Origin of the sequence: Bordetella sp. H567, assembly GCF_001704295.1 — a bacterium.
Classification (GTDB): domain Bacteria; phylum Pseudomonadota; class Gammaproteobacteria; order Burkholderiales; family Burkholderiaceae_B; genus Bordetella_C.
This window is the reverse complement of sequence record NZ_CP012334.1, coordinates 87,623-109,740: the sequence shown is the minus strand read 5'-3', so window position 1 is coordinate 109,740 and position 22,118 is coordinate 87,623. Positions and strand designations below refer to the sequence as shown.

15 protein-coding genes are annotated in these 22,118 nt (G+C 66.9%); 9 read left to right on the top strand and 6 right to left on the bottom strand.

Annotated elements, in window-relative coordinates; genetic code table 11:
- Positions 1-95: 95 nt before the first annotated feature.
- The 4 genes from AKI39_RS00505 to AKI39_RS00490 form a co-directional block, all read right to left on the bottom strand.
- Positions 96-737 carry an OmpW/AlkL family protein gene (locus tag AKI39_RS00505; protein WP_066631432.1) on the bottom strand — a complete coding sequence of 214 codons (642 nt, stop codon included), beginning with the start codon at positions 735-737 and terminating at the stop codon, positions 96-98.
- Between the two features lie 173 nt (positions 738-910).
- Positions 911-2,377, bottom strand: coding sequence for a glutamate synthase subunit beta (locus AKI39_RS00500; RefSeq protein WP_066631431.1), 1,467 nt, complete (start codon positions 2,375-2,377; stop codon positions 911-913).
- Between the two features lie 9 nt (positions 2,378-2,386).
- Positions 2,387-7,126 (bottom strand): glutamate synthase-related protein, encoded by a 4,740-nt coding sequence (locus AKI39_RS00495; RefSeq protein ID WP_066631430.1) that lies wholly within the window; start codon positions 7,124-7,126, stop codon positions 2,387-2,389.
- A gap of 212 nt (positions 7,127-7,338) precedes the next feature.
- Entirely contained in the window at positions 7,339-8,064 is a 726-nt protein-coding gene (locus AKI39_RS00490; RefSeq protein WP_066631429.1) for a hypothetical protein, read from the bottom strand.
- A gap of 145 nt (positions 8,065-8,209) precedes the next feature.
- Between AKI39_RS00490 and AKI39_RS00485 the strand changes: the two genes are divergently transcribed.
- The 4 genes from AKI39_RS00485 to rpoH all read left to right on the top strand — a co-directional run bounded on the left by AKI39_RS00485 (position 8,210) and on the right by rpoH (position 11,966).
- Positions 8,210-9,316, top strand: a complete 1,107-nt coding sequence (locus AKI39_RS00485; protein ID WP_066631427.1) for an S-(hydroxymethyl)glutathione dehydrogenase/class III alcohol dehydrogenase — start codon at positions 8,210-8,212, stop codon at positions 9,314-9,316.
- Positions 9,316-10,203 carry an S-formylglutathione hydrolase gene (fghA, locus tag AKI39_RS00480; protein WP_066631422.1) on the top strand — a complete coding sequence of 296 codons (888 nt, stop codon included), beginning with the start codon at positions 9,316-9,318 and terminating at the stop codon, positions 10,201-10,203. Before AKI39_RS00485 ends, fghA begins: the two co-directional genes overlap by 1 nt.
- A gap of 48 nt (positions 10,204-10,251) precedes the next feature.
- Positions 10,252-10,941, top strand: coding sequence for a hypothetical protein (locus AKI39_RS00475; protein ID WP_066631420.1), 690 nt, complete (start codon positions 10,252-10,254; stop codon positions 10,939-10,941).
- Between the two features lie 137 nt (positions 10,942-11,078).
- Positions 11,079-11,966, top strand: a complete 888-nt coding sequence (rpoH, locus tag AKI39_RS00470) for an RNA polymerase sigma factor RpoH (protein WP_066631418.1) — start codon at positions 11,079-11,081, stop codon at positions 11,964-11,966.
- A gap of 288 nt (positions 11,967-12,254) precedes the next feature.
- Here the strand turns inward: rpoH and AKI39_RS00465 are convergent, their stop codons facing one another.
- Positions 12,255-13,181 carry a phosphodiesterase gene (locus AKI39_RS00465; protein WP_066631416.1) on the bottom strand — a complete coding sequence of 309 codons (927 nt, stop codon included), beginning with the start codon at positions 13,179-13,181 and terminating at the stop codon, positions 12,255-12,257.
- 207 nt (positions 13,182-13,388) lie between these two features.
- On the opposite strand from AKI39_RS00465, the gene AKI39_RS00460 reads away from it, so the two are divergent.
- Positions 13,389-15,899: a cation:proton antiporter gene (locus tag AKI39_RS00460; protein ID WP_066631414.1), complete on the top strand. Its 2,511-nt coding sequence runs from the start codon at positions 13,389-13,391 to the stop codon at positions 15,897-15,899.
- Between the two features lie 27 nt (positions 15,900-15,926).
- On the opposite strand, the gene AKI39_RS00455 is transcribed toward AKI39_RS00460, so the two are convergent.
- On the bottom strand, positions 15,927-16,952 hold the full coding sequence (locus AKI39_RS00455) for a LacI family DNA-binding transcriptional regulator (protein ID WP_066631412.1): 1,026 nt from the start codon (positions 16,950-16,952) through the stop codon (positions 15,927-15,929).
- 142 nt (positions 16,953-17,094) lie between these two features.
- Between AKI39_RS00455 and AKI39_RS00450 the strand changes: the two genes are divergently transcribed.
- From AKI39_RS00450 to AKI39_RS00435, 4 genes are all read left to right on the top strand, one after another.
- Positions 17,095-17,637: a TRAP transporter small permease gene (locus AKI39_RS00450; RefSeq protein WP_066631404.1), complete on the top strand. Its 543-nt coding sequence runs from the start codon at positions 17,095-17,097 to the stop codon at positions 17,635-17,637.
- Positions 17,638-17,753: 116 nt separating this feature from the next.
- Positions 17,754-19,037, top strand: coding sequence for a TRAP transporter large permease (locus tag AKI39_RS00445; RefSeq protein WP_066631402.1), 1,284 nt, complete (start codon positions 17,754-17,756; stop codon positions 19,035-19,037).
- 102 nt (positions 19,038-19,139) lie between these two features.
- A complete protein-coding gene (locus AKI39_RS00440; RefSeq protein ID WP_066631400.1) occupies positions 19,140-20,159 on the top strand; it encodes a TRAP transporter substrate-binding protein in 1,020 nt (339 codons plus the stop codon).
- 160 nt (positions 20,160-20,319) lie between these two features.
- Positions 20,320-22,101 (top strand): IlvD/Edd family dehydratase, encoded by a 1,782-nt coding sequence (locus AKI39_RS00435; RefSeq protein ID WP_066631394.1) that lies wholly within the window; start codon positions 20,320-20,322, stop codon positions 22,099-22,101.
- Positions 22,102-22,118: the final 17 nt, after the last annotated feature.

Genomic DNA, 22,118 nt, shown 5'->3' with positions numbered 1-22,118 from the left:
CCGGGGCAGTTGTCTCCAGACTTAATGGCAAGCGCCGCGTCGGCGTAAACCGGCGCTGGCATCGCTGCCCCGCGAGTGGGCATGCCCGGCCACTGCTAGAAGCGATAGCCCACACCCACCGTGGCCACCCAGGGATCGATGTGCGCCGTGCCGATGCGCTGGCCGTCCAGCTTTACCTTGGACGAGATATCGATGTAGCGGAGGTCGGCGGTCATGAACCAGCGTTCGCTCAGCTTCACGTCCACGCCCAGCTGGGCGGCGACACCCCAGGAGTCCTGCAGTTCGAGATCCGATCCGCTGATCGCGCCTTCGCTCTTCGTATCGAAGAAGTGGGTGTAGTTCACGCCGACGCCGACGTAGGGCTGCACCGTGCTGTCCGGCAGGAAGTGCCATTGCAGGCTGAGGGTGGGCGGCAATTGCTTGGTGGAGCCGATCTTGCCCAGCCCGCCGCTGCCCCGGATATCGTGTTCGAACGGCCACGCGCCCAGCAGCTCGATGCCGACATGGCGCGTCGCCATGTAGGTGAGCGTGAAGCTGGGGCGCACGCTGTTGCCGACGTCCACGTCGACGCTGCCGTCCAGCACGCTGCCGTTGCCGGATTTCGGCCGCACCTGCGTCGCACCCACCTTGAACAGCACATCGCCGGCCTCATGCGCCTGCGCCGGCAGGGCATGGGCGCCGGCGGCCAGCAAAACGGCAAGGAGGGCGGCACGCGGGCGCGCGGTGAGGGGTAGCATGTTGATTCTCCATGTGATCGATAGGAATCAACAGGGTCTCGCACCGGGGATGCGGGCGGCTTGACCTCGGTCAACGGACGGATGAGCAGGGTGGCCGGCGCGCATGGCCTCCTTAGGACTGGAAAAGAAAAAAGCCCGCGCGGTGGGGCGCGGGCTGGCTGGCGGGCGGGGGCTCAGCGCGGCAGGTCGCTTTCGCCCATCAGGAAGGCGTCCACGGCGCGCGCGCACTGGCGGCCTTCGCGGATAGCCCAGACCACCAGGGATTGTCCGCGGCGCATGTCGCCCGCGGCGAAGACCTTTTCCATGCTGGTGCGGTAGTCGTCGGTATTGGCGCGCACGTTGCCGCGCGTATCGCGGTCCACGCCGAAGGCGTCCAGTACCTGCTGGCGCGGGGACACGAAGCCCATGGCCAGCAGCACCAGGTCGGCCTTGATGTCGAATTCCGAGCCCTCGACCTCGCGCATCTTCAGCTGACCGGTGGCTTCGTCCTTGACCCACTCCACCCGCGCCGCGACCAGCTTGCGCACCACGCCCTTTTCGCCGACCAGGGATTTGGTGGTGATGGCCCAATCGCGCTCGCAGCCTTCCTCGTGCGAGGACGAGGTGCGCAGCTTGGCCGGCCAGTAGGGCCAGGTCAGCGCCTTGTTTTCCGATTCGGGCGGCTGCGGCATCAACTCGAACTGCGTGACCGATGCGGCGCCGTGCCGGTTGCTGGTGCCCACGCAGTCCGAACCCGTGTCGCCCCCGCCGATGACCACCACGTGCTTGCCCTTGGCCAGCGTCTGGTTGACCAGGCGGTCGCCCGCCACGGCCTTGTTCTGCTGGCGCAGGAAGTCCATGGCGAAGTAAACGCCCTGCAATTCGCGCCCCGGCACGGGCAGGTCGCGCGGGGTTTCCGCGCCGCCCGCCATGACGACCGCATCGAATTCCTCGCGCAGCGATTCGGGCGTGCGGGCGGTCAGGCCGTCCGCCGCCGGGTCGCCGGCGTTGCCGATGTAGGTGGAGGGGCAGAACTCCACGCCTTCGGCTTCCATCTGCGCGATGCGGCGGTCGATCTGCGACTTTTCCAGCTTGAAATCCGGGATGCCGTAGCGAAGCAGGCCGCCGATGCGGTCGCTCTTTTCGAACACCGTCACCGCGTGGCCGGCGCGGGCCAGTTGCTGCGCGCAGGCCAGGCCCGCGGGGCCCGAGCCCACCACGGCCACCTTCTTGCCCGTCTTGCGCGAGGGCGGCTGCGGCACCACCCAGCCTTCTTCCCAGCCCTTGTCGATGATGGCGTGTTCGATGGACTTGATGCCCACCGCATCGTTGTTGATGTTCAAGGTACAGGCCGCCTCGCAGGGCGCGGGGCAGATGCGGCCCGTGAACTCGGGGAAGTTGTTGGTGGAATGCAGCACGTCCAGCGCCTTGCGCCATTCCTGCCGGTACACCAGGTCGTTCCAGTCGGGGATGATGTTGTTGACCGGGCACCCGTTGTTGCAGAACGGAATGCCGCAGTCCATGCAGCGCGCGGCCTGCACCTTGGACGCGTTGTCGTCCAGGCGCAGCACGAATTCGCGCCAGGTCTTCAGGCGCGCGGCCGGAGGCTCATAGGCCTCCTGCAGGCGCTGGTATTCGAGAAATCCGGTGATTTTGCCCATGGTCTTTCCTTAAGCGGCCATTTTCTGCGGGTTGGCCGCACGCCACATTTCGCCCAATGCGCGGCGGTAATCGGTCGGCATGACCTTGACGAACTTGCCGCGGGAAACTTCCCAGTTGCCCAGGATGTCGCGCGCCTGGAAGCTGCCGGTATAGCGGAAGTGGTCCTCGATCAGGCGGCGCAGGATGCTCTCGTCGGTTTCGCGTTCGTCGCCGCGCTGCGCGCTGTGCCAGACGTCGATGTTGTTCATGTGCTGCTGCTCGGCGTGCGGCAGCACGGCTTCGAGTTCCACCATCGCCAGGTTGCAGCGCGTGCGGAAACTGCCGTCCGGATCCCAGACGTAGGCCACGCCGCCCGACATGCCGGCGGCGAAGTTGCGCCCGGTGGCGCCCAGCACCACCACCGTGCCGCCGGTCATGTATTCGCAGCCATGGTCGCCCGTGCCCTCCACCACCGCCGCGGCGCCGGAATTGCGCACCGCGAAGCGTTCGCCCGCCACGCCGTTGAAGAAGGCTTCGCCCGCCAGCGCGCCATACATGACGGTATTGCCGGCGATGATGTGTTCCGGACCGAAGCCGCGGAAATCGTTGGGCGAACGCACCACGATGCGGCCGCCCGACAGGCCCTTGCCCACGTAGTCGTTGGCTTCGCCCACCAGGTCCAGCGTGATGCCGTGGGCCAGGAAGGCGCCGAAGCTTTGGCCCGCCGTGCCGTTGCACTGGATATGGATCGTGTCGTCAGGCAGCCCGTCGTGGCCGTAGCGCGACGCCACCGCGCCGGACAGCATGGCGCCGATGGTGCGGTTGCGGTTGCGCACCGGCACGATGAAGGACACTTTCTCGCCGCGCTCCAGCGCCGGCTTGCTGCGCTCGATCAACTGGTGGTCCAGCGCCGCGGCCAGGCCGTGGTCCTGGCTTTCGGTCTGGCGCACCGGGCCTTCGGACGGCGCCTGGTAGAACACGCGGTTGAAGTCCAGCCCGCGCGCCTTCCAGTGGTCGATCCCGGTGCGGGTATCCAGCAGGTCGCTGCGGCCGATCAGCTCGTCGAACTTGCGGATGCCCAGCTGGGCCATGATTTCGCGCACTTCCTCGGCAACGAAGAAAAAATAGTTGACCACGTGCTCCGGCTTGCCCTGGAACTTCTTGCGCAGGACGGGATCCTGCGTGGCCACGCCGACGGGGCAGGTGTTCAGATGGCACTTGCGCATCATGATGCAGCCTTCCACGACCAGCGGCGCCGTCGCGAAGCCGAATTCATCGGCGCCCAGCAGCGCGCCGATGACGACGTCGCGGCCCGTCTTCATCTGGCCGTCGGCCTGCACGCGGATGCGGCTGCGCAGGCGGTTCAGCACCAGGGTCTGCTGGGTTTCAGCCAGGCCCAGTTCCCACGGCGTGCCGACCTGCTTGATCGACGATACCGGCGAAGCGCCCGTGCCGCCGTCGTGGCCGGCGATCACGACGTGATCGGCCTTGGCCTTGGCAACGCCCGCCGCGACCGTGCCCACGCCCACTTCGGACACCAGCTTGACCGAGATCGATGCCCGCGAATTGACGTTCTTCAGGTCATGGATCAGCTGCGCCAGGTCTTCGATCGAATAGATGTCGTGGTGCGGCGGCGGCGAGATCAGCCCCACGCCCGGCACCGAATAGCGCAGCTTGGCGATGTATTCGGAGACCTTGTGCCCCGGCAGCTGTCCGCCTTCGCCCGGCTTGGCGCCCTGCGCCATCTTGATCTGGATCTGGTCGGCGCTGCTCAGGTATTCGGCGCTGACGCCGAAGCGGCCCGACGCCACCTGCTTGATCCGGGAACGCAGGGAATCGCCGGCCTTCAGCGGCACGTCGGCCTCGATGCGTTCGCCGCCCAGGATGGAGGCCAGCGTGTCGCCGTCCTTGACCGGGCTCTTGCCGTCGCGCATTTCGGCGCGATAGCGCATTTCGTCTTCCCCGCCCTCGCCCGTGTTGGACTTGCCGCCGATGCGGTTCATCGCGACGGCCAGCACGGAGTGGGCCTCGGTCGAGATCGAGCCCAGCGACATCGCGCCCGTGGCGAAGCGCTTGACGATGTCCTTGGCGGACTCGACTTCTTCAAGCGGGATCGCGCGGGTGGGATCGAAGCGGAATTCGAACAGGCCGCGCAGCGTCATGTGGCGGCGGCTCTGGTCGTTGATGATCTGCGCGTATTCCTTGTAGGTGCGGTAGTTGTTGGCGCGCGTGGCGTGCTGCAGCTTGGCGATGGAATCGGGCGTCCACATGTGCTCTTCGCCGCGCACGCGATAGGCGTATTCGCCGCCCGCGTCCAGGTCGTTGGCCAGCACCGGGTCCTGGCTGAAGGCCGCGCGGTGCAGGCGCAGCGCTTCCTCGGCGACTTCGAAAATGCCGATGCCTTCCACCGTGCTGGCCGTGCCGGTGAAGTACTTCTCGACCAGGGCGCTTTGCAGGCCGACGGCTTCGAAGATCTGTGCGCCGGTGTAGGACATATAGGTCGAGATGCCCATCTTGGACATGACCTTGTTCAGGCCCTTGCCGATGGCCTTGATGTAGTTCTTGATGGCCTTTTCCGGCTCGGCCATCTTTTCCAGCGATTCCAGCGCCAGGTAGGGATGGATGCCTTCCGCGCCGTAGCCGCCCAGCAGGGCGAAGTGGTGCACTTCGCGCGCCGAGCCGGTTTCCACGACCAGGCCCGTGTTGGTGCGCAGGCCGGCGCGGATCAGGTGCTGGTGGATGGCCGAGGTGGCCAGCAGCGCCGGGATGGCGACGCGTTCGGCATCGACGCGGCGGTCCGACACGATCAGGATGTTGTAGCCGCTGCGCACCGCATCGACGGCGCGCGCACACAGGGCCGCCACGTGGGCCTCGATGCCCTCGCGGCCCCAGGCGGCCGGATAGCTGATATCCAGCTCCATGCTGCGGAACTTGTGGCCGGTGACCTGCTCGATGTCGCGGATCTGCGCCATGGCGGCGAAATCCAGCACCGGCTGCGACACTTCCAGGCGCAGCGGGGGATTGACGTTATTGATGTCCAGCAGATTGGGCTTGGGCCCGATGAAGGACACCAGCGACATCACCAGCTGTTCGCGGATGGGGTCGATGGGCGGGTTGGTGACCTGGGCAAACAACTGGCGGAAATAGTTGTAGAACGGCTTGGCGCGATTCGACAGCACCGCCAGGGGCGCGTCGTTGCCCATGCTGCCGATGGCTTCCTCGCCCGAGATGGCCATGGGCTCCAGGATGAATTTGTAGTCTTCCTGTGTCCAGCCGAAGGCCTGCTGGCGGTCCAGCAGCGATGCGGCGGGCGCCGGCGGGTTGGCCGGCTGCCGGGGCGCGGGCAGCGATTCCAGCTTGACGCGCAGGCGCTCGATCCACTGGCGGTAGGGCCGCGAGTTGGCGAGCTGCGACTTGATTTCCACGTCGTCGATGATGCGGCCCTGCTCCAGGTCGATCAGGAACATCTTGCCCGGCTGCAGGCGCCATTTCTTGACGATGCGGTTTTCCGGGATGGGCAGCGTGCCGGCTTCGGACGCCATGATGACCATGTCGTCATCGGTGACGAGGTAGCGCGCCGGGCGCAGGCCGTTGCGGTCCAGCGTGGCGCCGATCTGGCGGCCGTCGGTGAAGGCCACGGCGGCCGGGCCGTCCCACGGTTCCATCATCGCGGCGTGGTATTCGTAGAAGGCGCGGCGGCTTTCGTCCATCTGCGTATGCTGTTCCCAGGCCTCCGGGATCATCATCATCATGGCGTGGGCCAGGGAATAGCCGGAATTCACCAGCAGTTCCAGGCAGTTGTCGAAGGTGGCCGTATCCGACTGGCCCTCGTACACGATGGGGTACAGCTTGGGCAGGTCGTCGCCCAGCACGGCGGACTGCATCATGCCTTCGCGGGCGCGCAGCCAGTTGAAGTTGCCCTTGACCGTGTTGATTTCGCCGTTGTGGGCGATCATGCGATACGGGTGGGCCAGCGGCCAGGCCGGGAAGGTGTTGGTCGAAAAGCGCTGGTGCACCAGGGCCAGGGCCGAGATCGTGCGGGTGTCGGCCAGGTCGCGGTAGTAGCGCCCCACCTGGTCGGCCAGCAGCAGGCCCTTGTAGACCACGGTGCGCACCGATGCCGACGGCACGAAGTATTCCTTGCCGTGGGCCAGCCGCATGTTCTGGATGGCATGGCTGGCCGTCTTGCGGATGACGTACAGCTTGCGTTCCAGCGCGTCCGGCACCATGACGTCGGCCCCGCGGCCGATGAACAGCTGGCGGATGACGGGTTCCAGCTCGCGCACGGCGGGCGACATGGGCATGTCCACGTCCACCGGCACGTCGCGCCAGCCCAGCACCACCTGGCCTTCGGCCCGTACCGCGCGTTCCAGCTCCTGCTCACAGGCCAGCCGGGACGCGGTTTCCTTGGGCAGGAAGACCATGGCCACGCCGTATTCGCCCGGCGGGGGCAGGATGACGCCGCCCTGGGCCAGTTCTTCGCGGTACAACGCGTCCGGGATCTGGATCAGGATGCCGGCGCCGTCGCCCATCAGCTTGTCCGCGCCCACGGCGCCCCGGTGGTCCAGATTTTCCAGGATCTTCAGGCCCTGCTGGATGATGGCGTGGCTTTTGCGTCCCTTGATATGGGCGACGAAGCCCACGCCGCAGGCGTCATGCTCGTTGCGCGGGTCGTAAAGGCCCTGGGCAGCCGGCAGGCCGATGCGCGTGGCGTCGATGGGACGCGCCGGCGCGGGGCGACAGGCGTCGGGGGAAGTCGGTACGGTCATGAAGCGCTCCAGGGCCGGGGCCGCTGAAAAAGAAGGGACTGCCACACTTTGTTGCGGCGCAAACCGGGAAGATACAGGGGTCACCCTAGGCTCGCAAGCAAAACAATAGGGGTGCGTCCCCTATAAAATCGCGTGGCCCCTAGACCTTGTTTTATTTGGGGACATATTATATTTGCGCGCAAACGGGCAAGTGGAGACGACGGCGAAGCGGGTCAGGAGCCGGTAGGTTCCGTTTCCGCCGGCGGCGGCACGGGATTCTTGCGCGGGCGGCCGCGCTGCCCGGGGGTGACGCGGCGGCTGGCCGTGTGCGCCAGCATGGCGATGAAATCCGTGCCGCCCAGCGCCCATTGGCCCTGGACGGCCTGGTCGATACGCTGGATCTGTTCGCGGGTCAGGCCTTCCTGCAGGCGCTTGCGGTAGTTCGCCTGCCGATCGAAAGGCGTGTTGCCGCAGGACCAGTAGTCGGCGTGGTCCGACATCCAGGCCACCTGGGGCTGGCCGGAGCCGGTATGGCCGGCCGCGGAAGACCACGGCCACAGTTCTGCATCGTGGGTGGCCCCGCTGCGCACCGGATAGGTTTCCAGCCAGACCAGCGCGGGCAGGACCCAGGCGCCCGGCTCCACCAGCGCGGAACGATAGCGGCCGGCGAACACCCGGCCGCCGCGCAGGCGCGCCGCCAGGTTGCGCCCCAAGGTCTGCATCAGCCGCGGCAGCCCTTCGCCGTCCACCGGCGTGGCCAGCAGCAGGATGCGGTCCGTGGCCAGCACCCAGCCGTGCAGCGCCACGCGGTTGCGGGTGGCGGTCTCGCCCAGCCATGTCGCCACCTGGTTCAGCGTGTCGGCCGGCGCCGGCTGCGACGGGGCCGCCAGGGGATTGATGAAGTTGGCCTGCACGAGTTGCGGCAGTCCGGGAGCGTACAGTCGGGGCAGGCGAGCCATAGGGATGTCAGGACCGAGACATGCAGGGAACGGGACGTTCGCGCAGGAAAATAAATGGTACCGCGTAAACGGCCGCGCGCAACAGTAAGGTTACCCCGGTAACGCGTTAACATTTCCCGACCGAAGCGCATCGCCTGGAGCAACCATGAAGACCAAAGCCGCCATCGCCTGGAAAGCCGGCGCCCCCCTGACCATCGAGGACGTCGACCTGGAAGGCCCCAAGGCCGGCGAGGTCCTGGTGGAGATCAAGGCGACCGGTATCTGCCACACGGATTACTACACGCTTTCCGGCGCGGATCCGGAAGGCCTGTTCCCGGCCATCCTGGGGCACGAGGGCGCTGGCGTGGTGCTGGAAACCGGCGCGGGCGTGACCAGCCTGAAGCCGGGCGATCACGTCATTCCCCTGTACACGCCGGAGTGCCGGCAGTGCAAGTTCTGCCTGTCCCGCAAGACCAACCTGTGCCAGGCGATCCGCGCCACCCAGGGCAAGGGGCTGATGCCGGACGGCACGTCCCGGTTTTCGCTGGGGGGCAAGCCCATCCACCACTATATGGGTACCTCCACCTTCGCCAACCACATCGTGGTGCCGGAAATCGCCCTGGCCAAAATCCGCGACGATGCGCCGTTCGACAAGGTTTGCTATATCGGCTGCGGGGTGACCACCGGGGTCGGCGCCGTGGTCTATACCGCCAAGGTGGAGGCCGGCGCCAATGTGGTCGTCTTCGGCCTGGGCGGCATCGGCCTGAACGTCATCCAGGGGGCCAAGATGGTGGGCGCCGACAAGATCATCGGCGTGGACATCAATCCGCGCCGCGAAGCGCTGGCGCGCAAGTTCGGCATGACGCACTTCGTCAACCCGTCCGAGGTCGAAAACGTCGTCGACCACCTGATCCAGCTGACCGACGGCGGCGCCGACTATTCCTTCGAATGCGTAGGCAATACCAAGCTGATGCGCCAGGCGCTGGAGTGCTGCCACAAGGGCTGGGGCAAATCCATCATCATCGGCGTGGCCGCCGCCGGCGAGGAGATCGCCACCCGGCCGTTCCAGCTGGTGACCGGCCGGGAATGGAAAGGATCGGCCTTCGGCGGCGCGCGCGGCCGGACCGACGTTCCCAGGATCGTGGACTGGTATATGGAAGGCAAGCTCAACATCGACGACCTCATCACCCATACCCTGCCCCTGGACAGGATCAACGACGGCTTCGACCTGATGAAGCGCGGCGAGTCCATCCGCTCGGTGGTGCTGTACTGATGGCGGCCCTGGAAGTCCTGGCGCAGCATCGCTGCCACGGCGGCTGGCAGCGCGTCTACCGGCATGAGTCGGCCGTCATCGGGCTGCCCATGCGCTTCTCGGTGTACACCCCACCGCAGGCGGACGGCGGCCCGGTGCCGGCGCTGTTCTTCCTGGCCGGGCTGGAGTGCAACGAGGAAACCTTCATGATCAAGGCGGGCGCGCAGCGCTGGGCGGCCCGCTACGGCGTGATGCTGATCGCGCCCGACACCAGCCCGCGGGGCGCCGGCGTGCCGGGCGAGGACCAGGACTGGGATCTGGGGACCGGGGCGGCCTTCTACCTGGACGCGACACAGGCGCCGTGGGCGCCGCGCTACCGCATGGAAAGCTACATCGCGCAGGAGCTCTACGGCATGGCGACGGCGCAACTGGGCGCTGTGCCGAGCCGTATCGGCATCTTCGGCCATTCCATGGGCGGCCATGGGGCGCTGGTGCTGGCGCTGCGCCATCCCGGGCGGTTCCGTTCCGTCTCGGCCTTTGCCCCCATCGCGGCGCCCAGCCGCTGTCCTTGGGGCCAGAAGGCCTTCTCCAATTATCTGGGGACGGATTCCGACGCCTGGGCCACCCATGACGCCAGCGCGCTGATGGCTTCCAGCCGCGCGCCGTATCCGGCCGGCATACTGGTCGACCAGGGACTGGCCGACCGCTTCCTGGCGCAGCAACTGTATCCGGACGCTTTCGAAGCGGCCTGCGCCCAGGCCGGGCAGCCCTTGCAGCTGCGGCGGCACGCGGACTACGACCACGGCTACTACTTCATTTCGACCTTCATGGAAGACCATATCCGCTTCCATGCCGAGCGCCTGCAGGGCGCGGCCACGCCGGAAGTCCTGGCCGATGGCGGGGCTTGACGCCCTCTATATACTGGAATTGTCCGTGGGCATTTCGCGAGGATCGCATTGATCGAAGGCGTCGCTCCATCCGTCTGGATCGCGGTGGTGACCATCGCGGCCCTGCTCATCGGCTTCGGGCTGTTCCTGGGCAGGGGCGGCCCCCGCGATGCGCGCGGCCGCCGCCAGTTCCGCCTGCGGCCGATGCGGCGCCTGGTGGGCCTGCTGTTGCTGGCCCTGGCCTGCGTATCGGCCATGTTCGCCGTTACGCTGTACCAGTTCTTCCGCCTGACCGCGGACGAGCCCGTGGCCCGCATCGTGCTGCGCCAGCAGGCGCCGCGGCAGTTCGTGGCCACGGCGGAATTGCCGGGCAAGGCGCCCGAGGACTACACCCTGCGCGGCGACGAGTGGCAGATCGATGCGCGGATGGTGCGGTGGCGGCTGCCTGCCCTGCTGGCGGGCGTGCCGCCCTTGTATCGCCTGGAGCGCCTGTCGGGCCGCTACACCGACCCGGCGGCGGATCAGTCCGAACCGCGCACGGTTTATGCGCTCGGTCCGGCGGGCATGCCTGACCTGGGGGCGCTGAAGCAGCGGTTCCCGGGCTGGCTGCCCTTCGTGGACGTACAGTACGGCAGCGGGGCCTACATGCCGATGTTCGATGGCGCGCGCTACCGCGTGTTCGTGGACCCCCGCGGCGCCCTGTTCATCCGCCCGGAGGACGCCGCCACGCAGGACGCGCTGAAGCAGCGCGGCTGGTAGCCGGTCTTTCAGGGGCCTGCATGGCGCGCCCGTTGAACTTCGGACGCTGTCGCGGGTCGAATTAGCACTCCCTAATTCAGAGTGCTAACATCACACGAATGCGTTCTACCCATAGCGGTTTCCTGGAGCACAACACCATGAAACAACCGAGTTCCTCGTTGGCCTTACCCGGCAACGCCCTGACGCTGGCCATCGCCAATCCAGGCGCGCTGGGAACGATCGACGCATACATTTCCGCGGTGAACCGCCTGCCGATCCTGACCGCGGAGCAGGAAGTCTCCCTGGGCCGCCGCCTGCGCGACGGCGGCGACCTGGACGCTGCCCGTGAACTGGTGCTGTCGCACCTGCGCCTGGTGGTGTCCATCGCCCGCCAGTACCTGGGCTACGGCCTGCCGCATGCCGATCTGATCCAGGAAGGCAACGTCGGCCTCATGAAGGCGGTCAAGCGCTTCGATCCCGAGCGCGGCGTACGGCTGGTGTCGTTCGCGGTGCATTGGATCAAGGCCGAAATCCATGAGTACATCGTGCGCAACTGGCGCCTGGTGAAGGTGGCCACGACCAAGGCTCAGCGCAAGCTGTTCTTCAACCTGCGCAGCATGCGGCCCGACGGCAAGACGCTGGATACGGAACAGGTGGACGAAATCGCCCGCCAGCTGAACGTGCGCCCGGAAGACGTCAGCGAGATGGAAGTCCGCCTGTCCGGCCGCGACATGGCGCTCGAAGCGCAGGACGATGACGAGGACGCCTACGCGCCCATCGCCTACCTGTCCGATGAAGGGCGGCAGGAACCTACTCGCGTGCTCGAGCGCAAGGCCATGGACAAGCTGCAGAGCACGGGCCTGAACGATGCCCTGGAAGCCCTGGATCCGCGGTCCCGCCACATCGTGCAGGCGCGCTGGCTGCAAGATGACGGCGGCGCCACGCTGCACGAGCTGGCCCAGGAATACGGCATTTCCGCGGAACGCGTCCGGCAGATCGAGGCCGCCGCGCTGAAGAAGATGCGCGGCAGCCTGCAGCCGGCGTAACACGAGACCGGCCGGCCCCATGGGCCGGGGTCTTTACCGCCGGCCTCCGGCGGCGTCTCCCCAGAGGGCCCTCTTGAGGGCCTTTTTCGTTAAATCCTGATACATCTCGCCACGGGAAATCCGCCGTATCGGCGAAACTTTCTCATGGGCACCCAGCCTAACCTTACGTAGACCACGCGCCTGGAGCATTCCGGGCCCGTCGTCTTCTCACCTGTCTCGGCTTCTCCTCTTTCCCCTCCCCTATGAGACAGGTGTTTGGCGGGGCACCCACAAGCGGTGCCCCGTTTTTTATGCGCCTTCGGCGTGCACGGCCGGCGCATCGCGGTCCGCGGCCGGGTCCACGGCGATGGGGATTTCCTCCGGCTCGTTCCATTCCTGCACCAGGGCACGCCATAGCGCGGCGTCCAGCCGGCGCACGCCCGTGGCGATCGAACCGTCCGGATAGAGCTTCAGCCAGCGATAGCCGGGCGGCTGCGGATCCAGCCGGTGGCGGCCGTCGCGGATGGTGAACTGGAAGCAGGTGGATGGCGTGGCCAGCATGCGGACATTGCCGCGCCGGCGGTCGAATTCCTGGTGGACGTGGCCCCATAGCAGAACGCGCGCATTGCCCCAGCGGGTCAGATGGCGGAACAGTTCCGCCGCGTTGTCCAGCATCATGGCGTCGCGCCATTCGGGGCTGACCTGCACCGCGTTGTGATGCACGGCCACCAGGGCCGGCCGGCCCTGCGCGGTCGACAGGCCATGGTCCAGCAGTTCGAACTGGTCGCGCTCCAGGTGGCCGGCATTGGAACCGTCGGTCCGCGAATCCAGCAGGATGATGCGCCACGCGCCGACATCGCCGATGGGCTCGGTCCACGCCCCCAGCGCTCGCTTGAGCGTGGCGGGTGTATCGTGATTGCCCGGCAGGCAGCGCACGGGGATACCCAGCGGCGTGAGCGCGTCGGCGAAGCGGCGATAGGACAGCTCGCTGCCGTCATGGGAGAGGTCTCCCGTGGCGAGCAGCACATCGGCGTTGCCGTGATCGCGGCGGATGGCGGCAAGCACGGCGCGCAGGCTCGCATTCGTGTCCACGCCCAGCATCAGGCCGGGCGTCGCGAAGAGATGGGGATCGGTAAGCTGCAGCGCCACGATGGGCCTGCTGTCGGCGGCATCGCTCGCGCCCGGGTCGGCGGCGCTTGCCGGCGATGGAAGGGAAGGCTTCGGGATAGTGTGCAACGGCGGCTCCGGTGTATGCATCCTGTCCCGTCGGCATGCTCCGCGGCATGGGCGGATGCTGCCGCGGCGGTGCGGATGCCGCCAACGTTAGCGAAAATACGCGGCGGCGGGCATCCACCAAATCGTGCCGCCCGTAACGAAACGTGCGCCCGCGGCAAAACCAGCTATCCTCTCCGCTAAATGAACCATGGCGCGGAAAAGAATTAGATGGATGTGGGTTTGCTGGTTTTCGGCTTGGCGGCGCTGTTGACGCTGGTCTGCTTCATGCCTCCGCTTGCCGGCCGGCTGGGGTTGCCGTATTCCGTGCTGCTGGCCATCGTCGGATGTCTGCTCGGTATCGTCATCCATATCCATGGCTGGGCGCCGCCCGTACTGGCCGGTATGCTGGATTCGCTGGAGAAGTTCGAGATCTCCTCGGAAACTTTCCTTACCGTTTTCCTTCCCGTCCTCCTATTCGAAACCGCGCTGTCGATGAACGTCAGGCGCCTGATGGACGACATCGGACCCATCCTGATGATGGCCATCGTGGCGGTGTTCCTGTCCACGGTGGTCGTGGGCATTACGCTGAACGGCCTGTCTTCGTATGGCCTGGTCGTCTGCCTGCTGCTGGGCGCCATCGTGGCCACCACGGACCCGGCCGCCGTCGTGGGGATCTTTCGCGAGGTCGGCGCGCCCAAGCGGCTGACCACGCTGGTCGAAGGCGAAAGCCTGTTCAACGACGCCGCGTCGATCGCCCTGTATTCCGTGCTGGTGGGCGTGCTGGCCGGCCATGGCGAAATGTCCGCGGGCCACATCCTGGTGGACTTCGTCGTCAGCTTCCTGGGTGGCGGCCTGGCCGGCTATGCCATGGGCCGAGCGGCGTGCATGCTCTTCGCGGTGCTGCGCGGCTTTCCCGCCGCGGAGATCACGCTGACGTTGACGCTGGCCTACCTGACCTTCTTCGTCTGCGACCACTATCTGCACGTATCGGGCGTGGTGGCGACGGTGATCGCGGGCCTGGTGGTGGGTTCGACCGGACGCACGCGCATGGCGCCGACCACCTTCGAGCACCTGACCAGCGCATGGGAGCAGTTCGGCTTCTGGGCGAATTCGCTGATCTTCCTGTTCGCCGCCATGCTGATCCCGCGGCTGATGGCGGACGCCACGCTGGGCGACATTGCCCTGATCCTGGTGCTCTTCGTCGCCGCGCTGGCGGCGCGCGCGGTCGCCGTGTTCGGGTTGGTGCCGCTGCTGGGCATGACGCGGCTGGGCACGCGGGTGAACCGCGCGTACAAGACCGTCATGCTGTGGGGCGGCTTGCGCGGCGCGGTATCGCTGGCGCTGGCCCTGGCCGTCACCGAGCGCGGCGACGTGCCCTATGAAGCACGCGAGTTCGTCGCCGTGGCCACGACCGGGTTCGTGCTGTTGACGCTGTTCATCAACGGCATCAGCCTGCGCCCGCTGATCCGCATGCTGCGCCTGAACGAACTGTCCCGGCACGAGGCCACCCTGCGCGACCAGGCGCTGGCCGTGGCGCTGGGCGACCTGCAGGAAAAAACCGACGAGGTTGCCGCGGCCGAGCACATCGGGCCGGAAGTGCGCGAGCGCATCCACGCGGTGTTCGACCGCACGCTGGGCCAGTTGCGCGATGCGGAGGTGCGCCATATGAGCGTGGCCGATCGCGTAGACATCGGGCTGGCCACGCTGGCGCGGCGCGAAGAGGAAATGTTCTTCGACATCCTGAAGGCGCAGATCGTCGACTGGCGCATGGCCGAATCCCTGCTGGCTCGCGCCGAACGCCTGGAAGACGCCGTGCGTGCGGGCGGCGTGGCCGGGTTCGAGAACGCCATCGCGGCCGACGTGCGTTATTCGCGGTCCTTCCGCGCGGCGCTGCGGCTGCACTATCTGTTCGGCTTCCAGAGCTGGCTGTCGCGCGAACTGGCGCAGCGGTTTGCCGCGCTGATGTGCAAGCGGTCGGTGGCGCAGCGCGTGATCCTGTTCGCGGGGCAGCAACTGAAGGTCATGCTGGGCGAAGAGGCCACGCAGCGCATCGTGACGGCCCACCAGCGGCGGCTGGATGCCGTCGAGAACGCGCTGCAGGCGCTGAACCTGCAGTATCCGACCTATGCGCTGTGGCTGCAGGAAAGCTATCTGGGGCGCGTGGCGCGACAGCTGGAACGCATGCGCTACCGGGATATGCTGGACCAGTTCCTGATCAGCGGGGAAGTCTATGCCGACCTGACCCGCCAGCTGGAGCATCGCTGGGCGCATATCGACCGGCATCCGCCGCTGGATATCGAGTTGAGCGCGGCCGAGCTCATCAAGCGCGTGCCTTTGTTCGAGAACCTGAGCGCCGACTCGCTGCGCGCGATCTCGCGGCTGCTCAGGCCACGGCTGGCGCTGCCGGACCAGGCCGTGCTGAAGGACCGCGCGGGGGACGAAATGTGCTTCGTCGCGTCGGGCGCGGTGGCGGTGCATCTGCCGGACAACACCACCGTCGAGCTGGGCAGCGGCGAGTTCTTCGGGGAGCTGGCGCTTCTCGGCGAACAGGCGCTGGTGCCGGACGTGACCTCGCTGGGCTACAGCAAGCTGCTGATGATGTCCGCGCGCGATTTCCGCGCCTTGCTCGCGCATGATGCCGACTTGCGCGAACGCATCGAAAAAGTGGCGCGGCAGCGCCTGCGCGCCATTGAAGTCTGGAAGCAGTTCTCCTCGGCGCCGCCGACGGCCGCTTCCTGAAGCGTCGCGCCCTTGCCGGGCATGGCCCTAGGTCGTCTCCCGCTGCACCAGCCGGAATCCCAGGTCCAGATGCCGTTGCGAATTGGGCCGTCCCTGCAGCGCGTTCATCAGCAGCGTGGCGGCCGACCGGCCGATTTCATAACGCGGCGTGGCGATGGTGGAAAGCGGCGGCGTCGTCCACGCCGTGCCGGTCAGGTCATGGAAGCCGATCAGGCCCATGCGTTCCGGCACGGCGATGCCCAGGCGCCCGCATTGGAACACCGCGCCCTGCGCCAAGTCGTCATTGCAGAAAAACAGGCCATCGCATTCGGGGTGCTCGCGCAGCATCGCGTCCAGCAGTTCGGCACCCAGGCTCAGCGAGGACTTGCTGGGCGTCATGATTTCCAGCGCCGGGTCGTGCATGCCCGCATCGCGCAGCGCCTGCCGGCAGCCCTCGCAGCGGCGCAGCGACCGCGGATCGAGCTGCGCACCGATGATGCCGATATGGCGATAGCCGCGCTCCACCAGATGGCGGCCGGCGGCGTAGCCAGAATCGAACTGCGAAAAACCCACGCTGAGTCCGTCGCCGCCGTTCAGCGTTTCGATGGTATGCACGGTGGGGATCTTCAGCGCCTCCAGCAGTTTCCACACGCCCGGCCGGTGGTCGATCCCCGTCAGGATCAGTCCATCCGGCGAATGCTGCAGATACGTGCGCAGCAGGGCTTCTTCCGCCTCGGCGGAATAGCCGGTCAGGCCGATATGCATATGGTGCGCATGGGCATCCAGCACTTCCTTGATGCCCGCCAGGATATCGACGAAGACGATATTGCTCAGCGACGGGATCAGCACCACCACCGTGCGCGAGCGTGCCGATGCCAGTGCGCTGGCCGCGTGATTCGGTACGTAGCCCAGGTTATCGCACGCCGCCTGGATGCGTGCCCGCAGCGCCGGCTGCACCTTGTCCGGCGTGCGCAGCGCGCGCGATACCGTGATGGCGCTGACGCCGGCGGTGCGCGCGACGTCTGCCATGGTGACGCCGTTATGGCGCGAGCTGCGGGACTTGCGGACCGTCATGGCTGAGGGGAAGCAAAAGGCCGTAGTCTGACCCAAACGCGGCCTTGGGACAAACCCGGGCAGGGGTTGGCAAGCATTGCATGATAGCGCTAACATCGCGCTTCGCATCGATCGCAACGCCAAAAAACATCAGGAGACAGCGATGCAAACCCTTCCTTCGCCGGCGCTGGGGCGCGGTCCGCTCGGCCGCGCACTCGATCTGGTCTTCAGCCTGCAGCGCTGGCTCATGATGGCCTGCCTGGTCGTCATGGTCGTGCTCCTGTTCGGCAACGTCGCGCTGCGCTACCTGTTTAACTCCGGCATCAATGTGTCCGACGAGGTCTCGCGCCTGGCGTTCGTGTGGCTGATCTTCATCGGCTCGGTGCTGGCGCTGCGCGAGCACACCCACATGGGCGTGACGATGCTGGTGGAACGCTTCGGGGCGGGCGCGCGCCGCGTCACGCACCTGTTCTGCCAGGTACTGATCCTGGGCGTACTGCTCATGTTGATCAAGGGCAGCTGGGACCAGACCGTGATCGGCATGGGCACGCGCCTGCCCGTGACGGGGTGGCCGGCCGGCGTATTCAACATCGCCTGCCTGTATGCCGCCGTCGTCATGGCCTTGCTGACGCTTGCCGACATCGTATTGACGCTGGGCGGCGCGGAGGCGCCGCTGGACGCCAGCGCCGTCGATCCTCTGAGCTGATTTCCCCCGCCCATGGCCCGTGATCCTGCCCGCGCAACGTCGGCCCGGCCGACGGCCGGCACGCGCCGGGCAGCTTCCGTCCTGGCCCCTGCCGCCATCTTCCTGCATCCGACGTCATGATTCTCTCCGTCTTCCTGATCGTGCTCCTGGGCCTCCTTGCGCTGGGCATGCCGATCGCCTTCGCGCTGATGATCAGCGCCGTGCCGATGATGTTCCAGCTGGATTTCGTCGACCCGCAAATCCTTGCGCAGAACATGCTGGGCGGCGCCAACAGCTTCACGCTGATGGCCGTGCCGCTGTTCATGCTGGCCGGCGAGCTGATGAACGAGGGCGGCATCTCGCGGCGCATCGTCAAGCTGGCCGCCATGTTCGTCGGACACATCCCTGGGGGGCTGGGCTATGTCGCCATCTTCGCCAGCGTGCTGCTGGCGGCGCTGTCGGGCTCGGCGGTGGCCGACGCGGCCGCGCTCGGCTCGCTGCTGATCCCCATGCTGCGGGAAAAAGGCTACGAAGCCGGCGACGCGGCCGGCCTCATTTCGGCGGGCGGCATCATCGCGCCCATCATTCCGCCGTCGATCTCGTTCATCATCTACGGCGTGGCGACCAATGTGTCGATCACCAAGCTTTTCTTCGCCGGCATCGCGCCGGGACTGCTGATGGCGCTGACGCTGGTGGCCGTGTGGTCGTGGACCGCCCGCAGGAGTGGCGGCCATGTCGCGCCCACCCCGCGCCAACCGTGGGGCGCGCGACTGCGCTCCGTACGCGAGTCCCTGTGGGCGCTGTTCCTGCCGGTCATCATCATCGGCGGCCTGCGCGGCGGCATCTTCACGCCCACCGAGGCGGCCGTGGTGGCCGCCGTCTATGCCCTGCTGATCAGCCTGTTCGTTTACCGGGAAATCGGCTTGCGCGACCTCGGCCCGATCTTCGTCCGCGCCGCGAGCACCACGGCCATCGTCATGTTCCTGGTCGCCGCCGCGATGGTGTCCTCGTACATGATCACGCTGGCCGACATGCCGCAGGACCTGGTCGCGCTGCTGGAGCCCTTGCTGAACCATCCCAAGTGGCTGATGTTCGCGATGCTGATCGTGCTCACGCTGGTGGGCACGGCGATGGACCTGACGCCCACCATCCTGATCCTGGCGCCGGTGTTGATGCCGGTGGTCACCAAGGCAGGCATTGACCCGGTGTACTTCGGCGTGATGTTCGTCATGGTGGGCTGCGTGGGCTTGCTGACGCCGCCGGTGGGCACCGTGCTGAACGTCGTGGCCGGCGTCGCGCGCATCCGAATGGAGACCATCATCCGCGGGGCGTGGCGTTACGTCGTGGCCTACACCTTGCTGCTCCTGCTGATGGTGATCTTCCCGGAGCTGATCACCGTGCCGGCGAAATGGATACATTGAGGCCCGCCATCCCACCCGGCCGAGACCGGGGGCCCGGGTAGCGATGTCCCCGAAACGACAACCGTAGCCGCTTTGAAGCGATAACCCCAAGGAGACTCCACCATGTTTACCTCCATGAAGAAGTTGGCCATCGCGCTGGCCGCCGTTTCGGCGTGCGCCACCGCGGGCCTGGCCCACGCCCAGGAAGTCAAGACGCGGATCATCCGCTTCGGCTACGGCCTGAACGAAGAAAGCGTCCAGGGCCGCGCGGCGCGCTACCTGGCCGAAGAACTGGGCAAGATCAGCGGCGGCAAGCTGAAGATGCGCACCTACGGTTCCGCCAACCTGGGCTCGGACGAGCAGATGCAGGCGGCCCTGGTGGGTGGCGCGCAGGAAATGATGGTGGGCTCCACCGCGCCCCTGGCGACCATGGTCAAGGAATTCGGCGTCTTCGATCTGCCTTTCCTGTTCAACGACGAAAAGGAAGCCGATGCCGTGCTGGACGGCCCCTTCGGCGAAAAGCTGCTGAAGATGCTGGACGCCAAGGGCCTGGTCGGCCTGGTGTATTGGGAAAACGGTTTTCGCAACGTGACCAATTCCAAGCACCCGATCGCCAAGGCGGAAGACATGCAGGGCATCAAGCTGCGCGTGATGCAGAACCAGATTGCGCTGGGTGTGTTCGGCGCACTGGGGGCCAACGCGGTGCCCATGCCGTTCTCCGAATTGTTCACCGCCCTGGAGACGCGCACCGTCGACGGCCAGGAGAACCCGGTCACCACCATCCAGAGCAGCAAGTTCTACGAAGTGCAGCCCTACCTGAGCCTGACGCGCCACGTATACACGCCGTGGGTGCTGCTGGCATCGAAGAAATGGTGGGACACGCTGTCGCCCGACGAGCAGAAGCTGATCCGCCAGGCCGCCGCCTCCTCGCGCGATTTCGAGCGCAAGGACAGCCGCGCCGACTCCACCAAGGCGATGGCGGTGCTGAAGGACGCCGGCATGAAGATCAACGCCGTGTCGCCCGAGGAACTGCAGCGGCTGCGCGAGAAGGCGCAGCCCGTGGTCGACAAGTACACGCAGGACCTGGGGCCGGAGCTGGTCAAGCAGCTGCAGGACGAGATCAACAAGGTCCGCAAGGGCTGATGGAGGATCGCTGCCCACAGGCGATTTCCGGGCAGCGATAGACCTGTGCAAGCGCCGGCCCGCCGATTCCGGGGCCGGCCTCCGCCGTGCCTGTTCCGGCGGGCGAGACGGGGTACGGCCACGGTGGCCGGCCCCCGCAAACATTCATACGAGATTCACCATGTCCGACGCCCCCCGCCGACTGCGCAGCCAGAAATGGTTCGACGATCCCACCCATGCCGACATGACGGCGATCTATGTCGAGCGCTACCTGAACTACGGCCTGACGCGCGCCGAACTGCAGTCGGGACGTCCCATCATCGGCATCGCGCAGACCGGCAGCGACCTGGCGCCGTGCAACCGCCACCATCTGGAGCTGTCCCAGCGCACCAAGGCCGCCATCCGCGATGCCGGCGGCATTCCGATGGAATTCCCGGTGCATCCGCTGGCGGAACAAGGCCGGCGTCCCACGGCGGCGCTGGACCGCAACCTCGCCTATCTGGGGCTGGTGGAAATCCTGCACGGCTATCCGCTGGATGGCGTGGTGCTGACCACGGGCTGCGACAAAACCACGCCGGCCTGCCTGATGGCGGCGGCCACTGTCGACATCCCGGCCATCGTGCTGTCCGGCGGCCCCATGCTGGACGGCTGGCACGAAGGCAAGCGCGTCGGTTCGGGAACGGTGATCTGGCACGCCCGCAACCTGATGGCCGCCGGCAAGATCGACTACGAAGGCTTCATGACGCTGGCCACGGCCTCGTCGCCCTCGGTGGGCCACTGCAACACCATGGGCACCGCCTTGTCCATGAATTCGCTGGCCGAAGCCCTGGGCATGTCGCTGCCCACCTGCGCCAGCATTCCGGCCCCGTACCGCGAGCGCGGGCAGATGGCCTATGCCACGGGCCTGCGCATCGTCGACATGGTGCGCGAGGACCTGCGGCCGTCGCGCATCCTGACGCGGCGCGCCTTCGAAAACGCCATCGTCGTGGCGTCCGCGCTGGGGGCCTCCACCAACTGCCCGCCTCACCTGATCGCCATCGCGCGTCACATGGGCGTGGACCTGTCGCTGGAGGATTGGCAGCGCTTCGGCGAAGACGTTCCCCTGCTGGTCAACTGCGTGCCGGCGGGCGAATACCTGGGCGAAAACTTCCATCGCGCCGGCGGCGTGCCGGCCGTGCAGCATGAACTGCTGGCCGCGGGCCGCCTGCATGGCGATTGCCTGACCGTGTCCGGCAAGACGGTGGCCGACATCGCCGGCAGCGCGGCCACCACGGACCGCGACGTGATCCGCAGCTGCGACACGCCGCTGAAGCAGCGCGCCGGATTCATCGTGCTGTCGGGAAACTTCTTCGACAGCGCCATCATGAAGATGTCCGTCGTGGGCGAGGATTTCCGCAAGGCCTACCTGTCGGCGCCCGGCGACGAAAACGCCTTCGAGGCGCGCGCCATCGTGTTCGATGGCCCGGAGGACTACCACGCGCGCATCGACGACCCGGACCTGAACATCGACGAACACTGCATGCTGGTCATACGCGGCGCCGGGCCGATTGCCTATCCCGGTGGCGCGGAGGTGGTCAACATGGCGCCGCCCGCCCGGCTGATCCAGCAGGGCATCGACTCGCTGCCCTGCATGGGCGACGGCCGCCAAAGCGGTACATCGGCAAGTCCGTCGATCCTGAACATGTCGCCGGAAGCGGCGGCGGGCGGGGGCCTGGCGCTGCTGCGCACTGGCGACCGCATCCGCGTGGACCTGAACGCTCGCACCGTGACGCTGGAGGTCGACCCGGCGGAACTCGAAGCGCGCCGCGGCGGCCCGGCCTTCCAGATACCGCCGCCGCAGACGCCCTGGCAGGAAATCTTCCGCGGCATGACCGGGCAGCTATCCACCGGCATGTGCCTGGAGCCCGCGACCCTCTACTTGAAAGTCGTGGAGAAGCTCGGCGACCCCAGGCATTCGCATTGATCGTGAGGAAGCCGTGA

Coding starts and splice junctions, on each gene's coding strand:
- fghA (WP_066631422.1), top strand. CDS start 9,316: ATGGCGGCCCTGGAAGTCCTGGCGCAGCATCGCTGCCACGGCGGCTGG.
- AKI39_RS00435 (WP_066631394.1), top strand. CDS start 20,320: ATGTCCGACGCCCCCCGCCGACTGCGCAGCCAGAAATGGTTCGACGAT.
- AKI39_RS00455 (WP_066631412.1), bottom strand. CDS start 16,952: ATGACGGTCCGCAAGTCCCGCAGCTCGCGCCATAACGGCGTCACCATG.
- AKI39_RS00495 (WP_066631430.1), bottom strand. CDS start 7,126: ATGACCGTACCGACTTCCCCCGACGCCTGTCGCCCCGCGCCGGCGCGT.
- AKI39_RS00490 (WP_066631429.1), bottom strand. CDS start 8,064: ATGGCTCGCCTGCCCCGACTGTACGCTCCCGGACTGCCGCAACTCGTG.
- rpoH (WP_066631418.1), top strand. CDS start 11,079: ATGAAACAACCGAGTTCCTCGTTGGCCTTACCCGGCAACGCCCTGACG.
- AKI39_RS00440 (WP_066631400.1), top strand. CDS start 19,140: ATGTTTACCTCCATGAAGAAGTTGGCCATCGCGCTGGCCGCCGTTTCG.
- AKI39_RS00450 (WP_066631404.1), top strand. CDS start 17,095: ATGCAAACCCTTCCTTCGCCGGCGCTGGGGCGCGGTCCGCTCGGCCGC.
- AKI39_RS00460 (WP_066631414.1), top strand. CDS start 13,389: ATGGATGTGGGTTTGCTGGTTTTCGGCTTGGCGGCGCTGTTGACGCTG.
- AKI39_RS00505 (WP_066631432.1), bottom strand. CDS start 737: ATGCTACCCCTCACCGCGCGCCCGCGTGCCGCCCTCCTTGCCGTTTTG.
- AKI39_RS00485 (WP_066631427.1), top strand. CDS start 8,210: ATGAAGACCAAAGCCGCCATCGCCTGGAAAGCCGGCGCCCCCCTGACC.
- AKI39_RS00445 (WP_066631402.1), top strand. CDS start 17,754: ATGATTCTCTCCGTCTTCCTGATCGTGCTCCTGGGCCTCCTTGCGCTG.
- AKI39_RS00500 (WP_066631431.1), bottom strand. CDS start 2,377: ATGGGCAAAATCACCGGATTTCTCGAATACCAGCGCCTGCAGGAGGCC.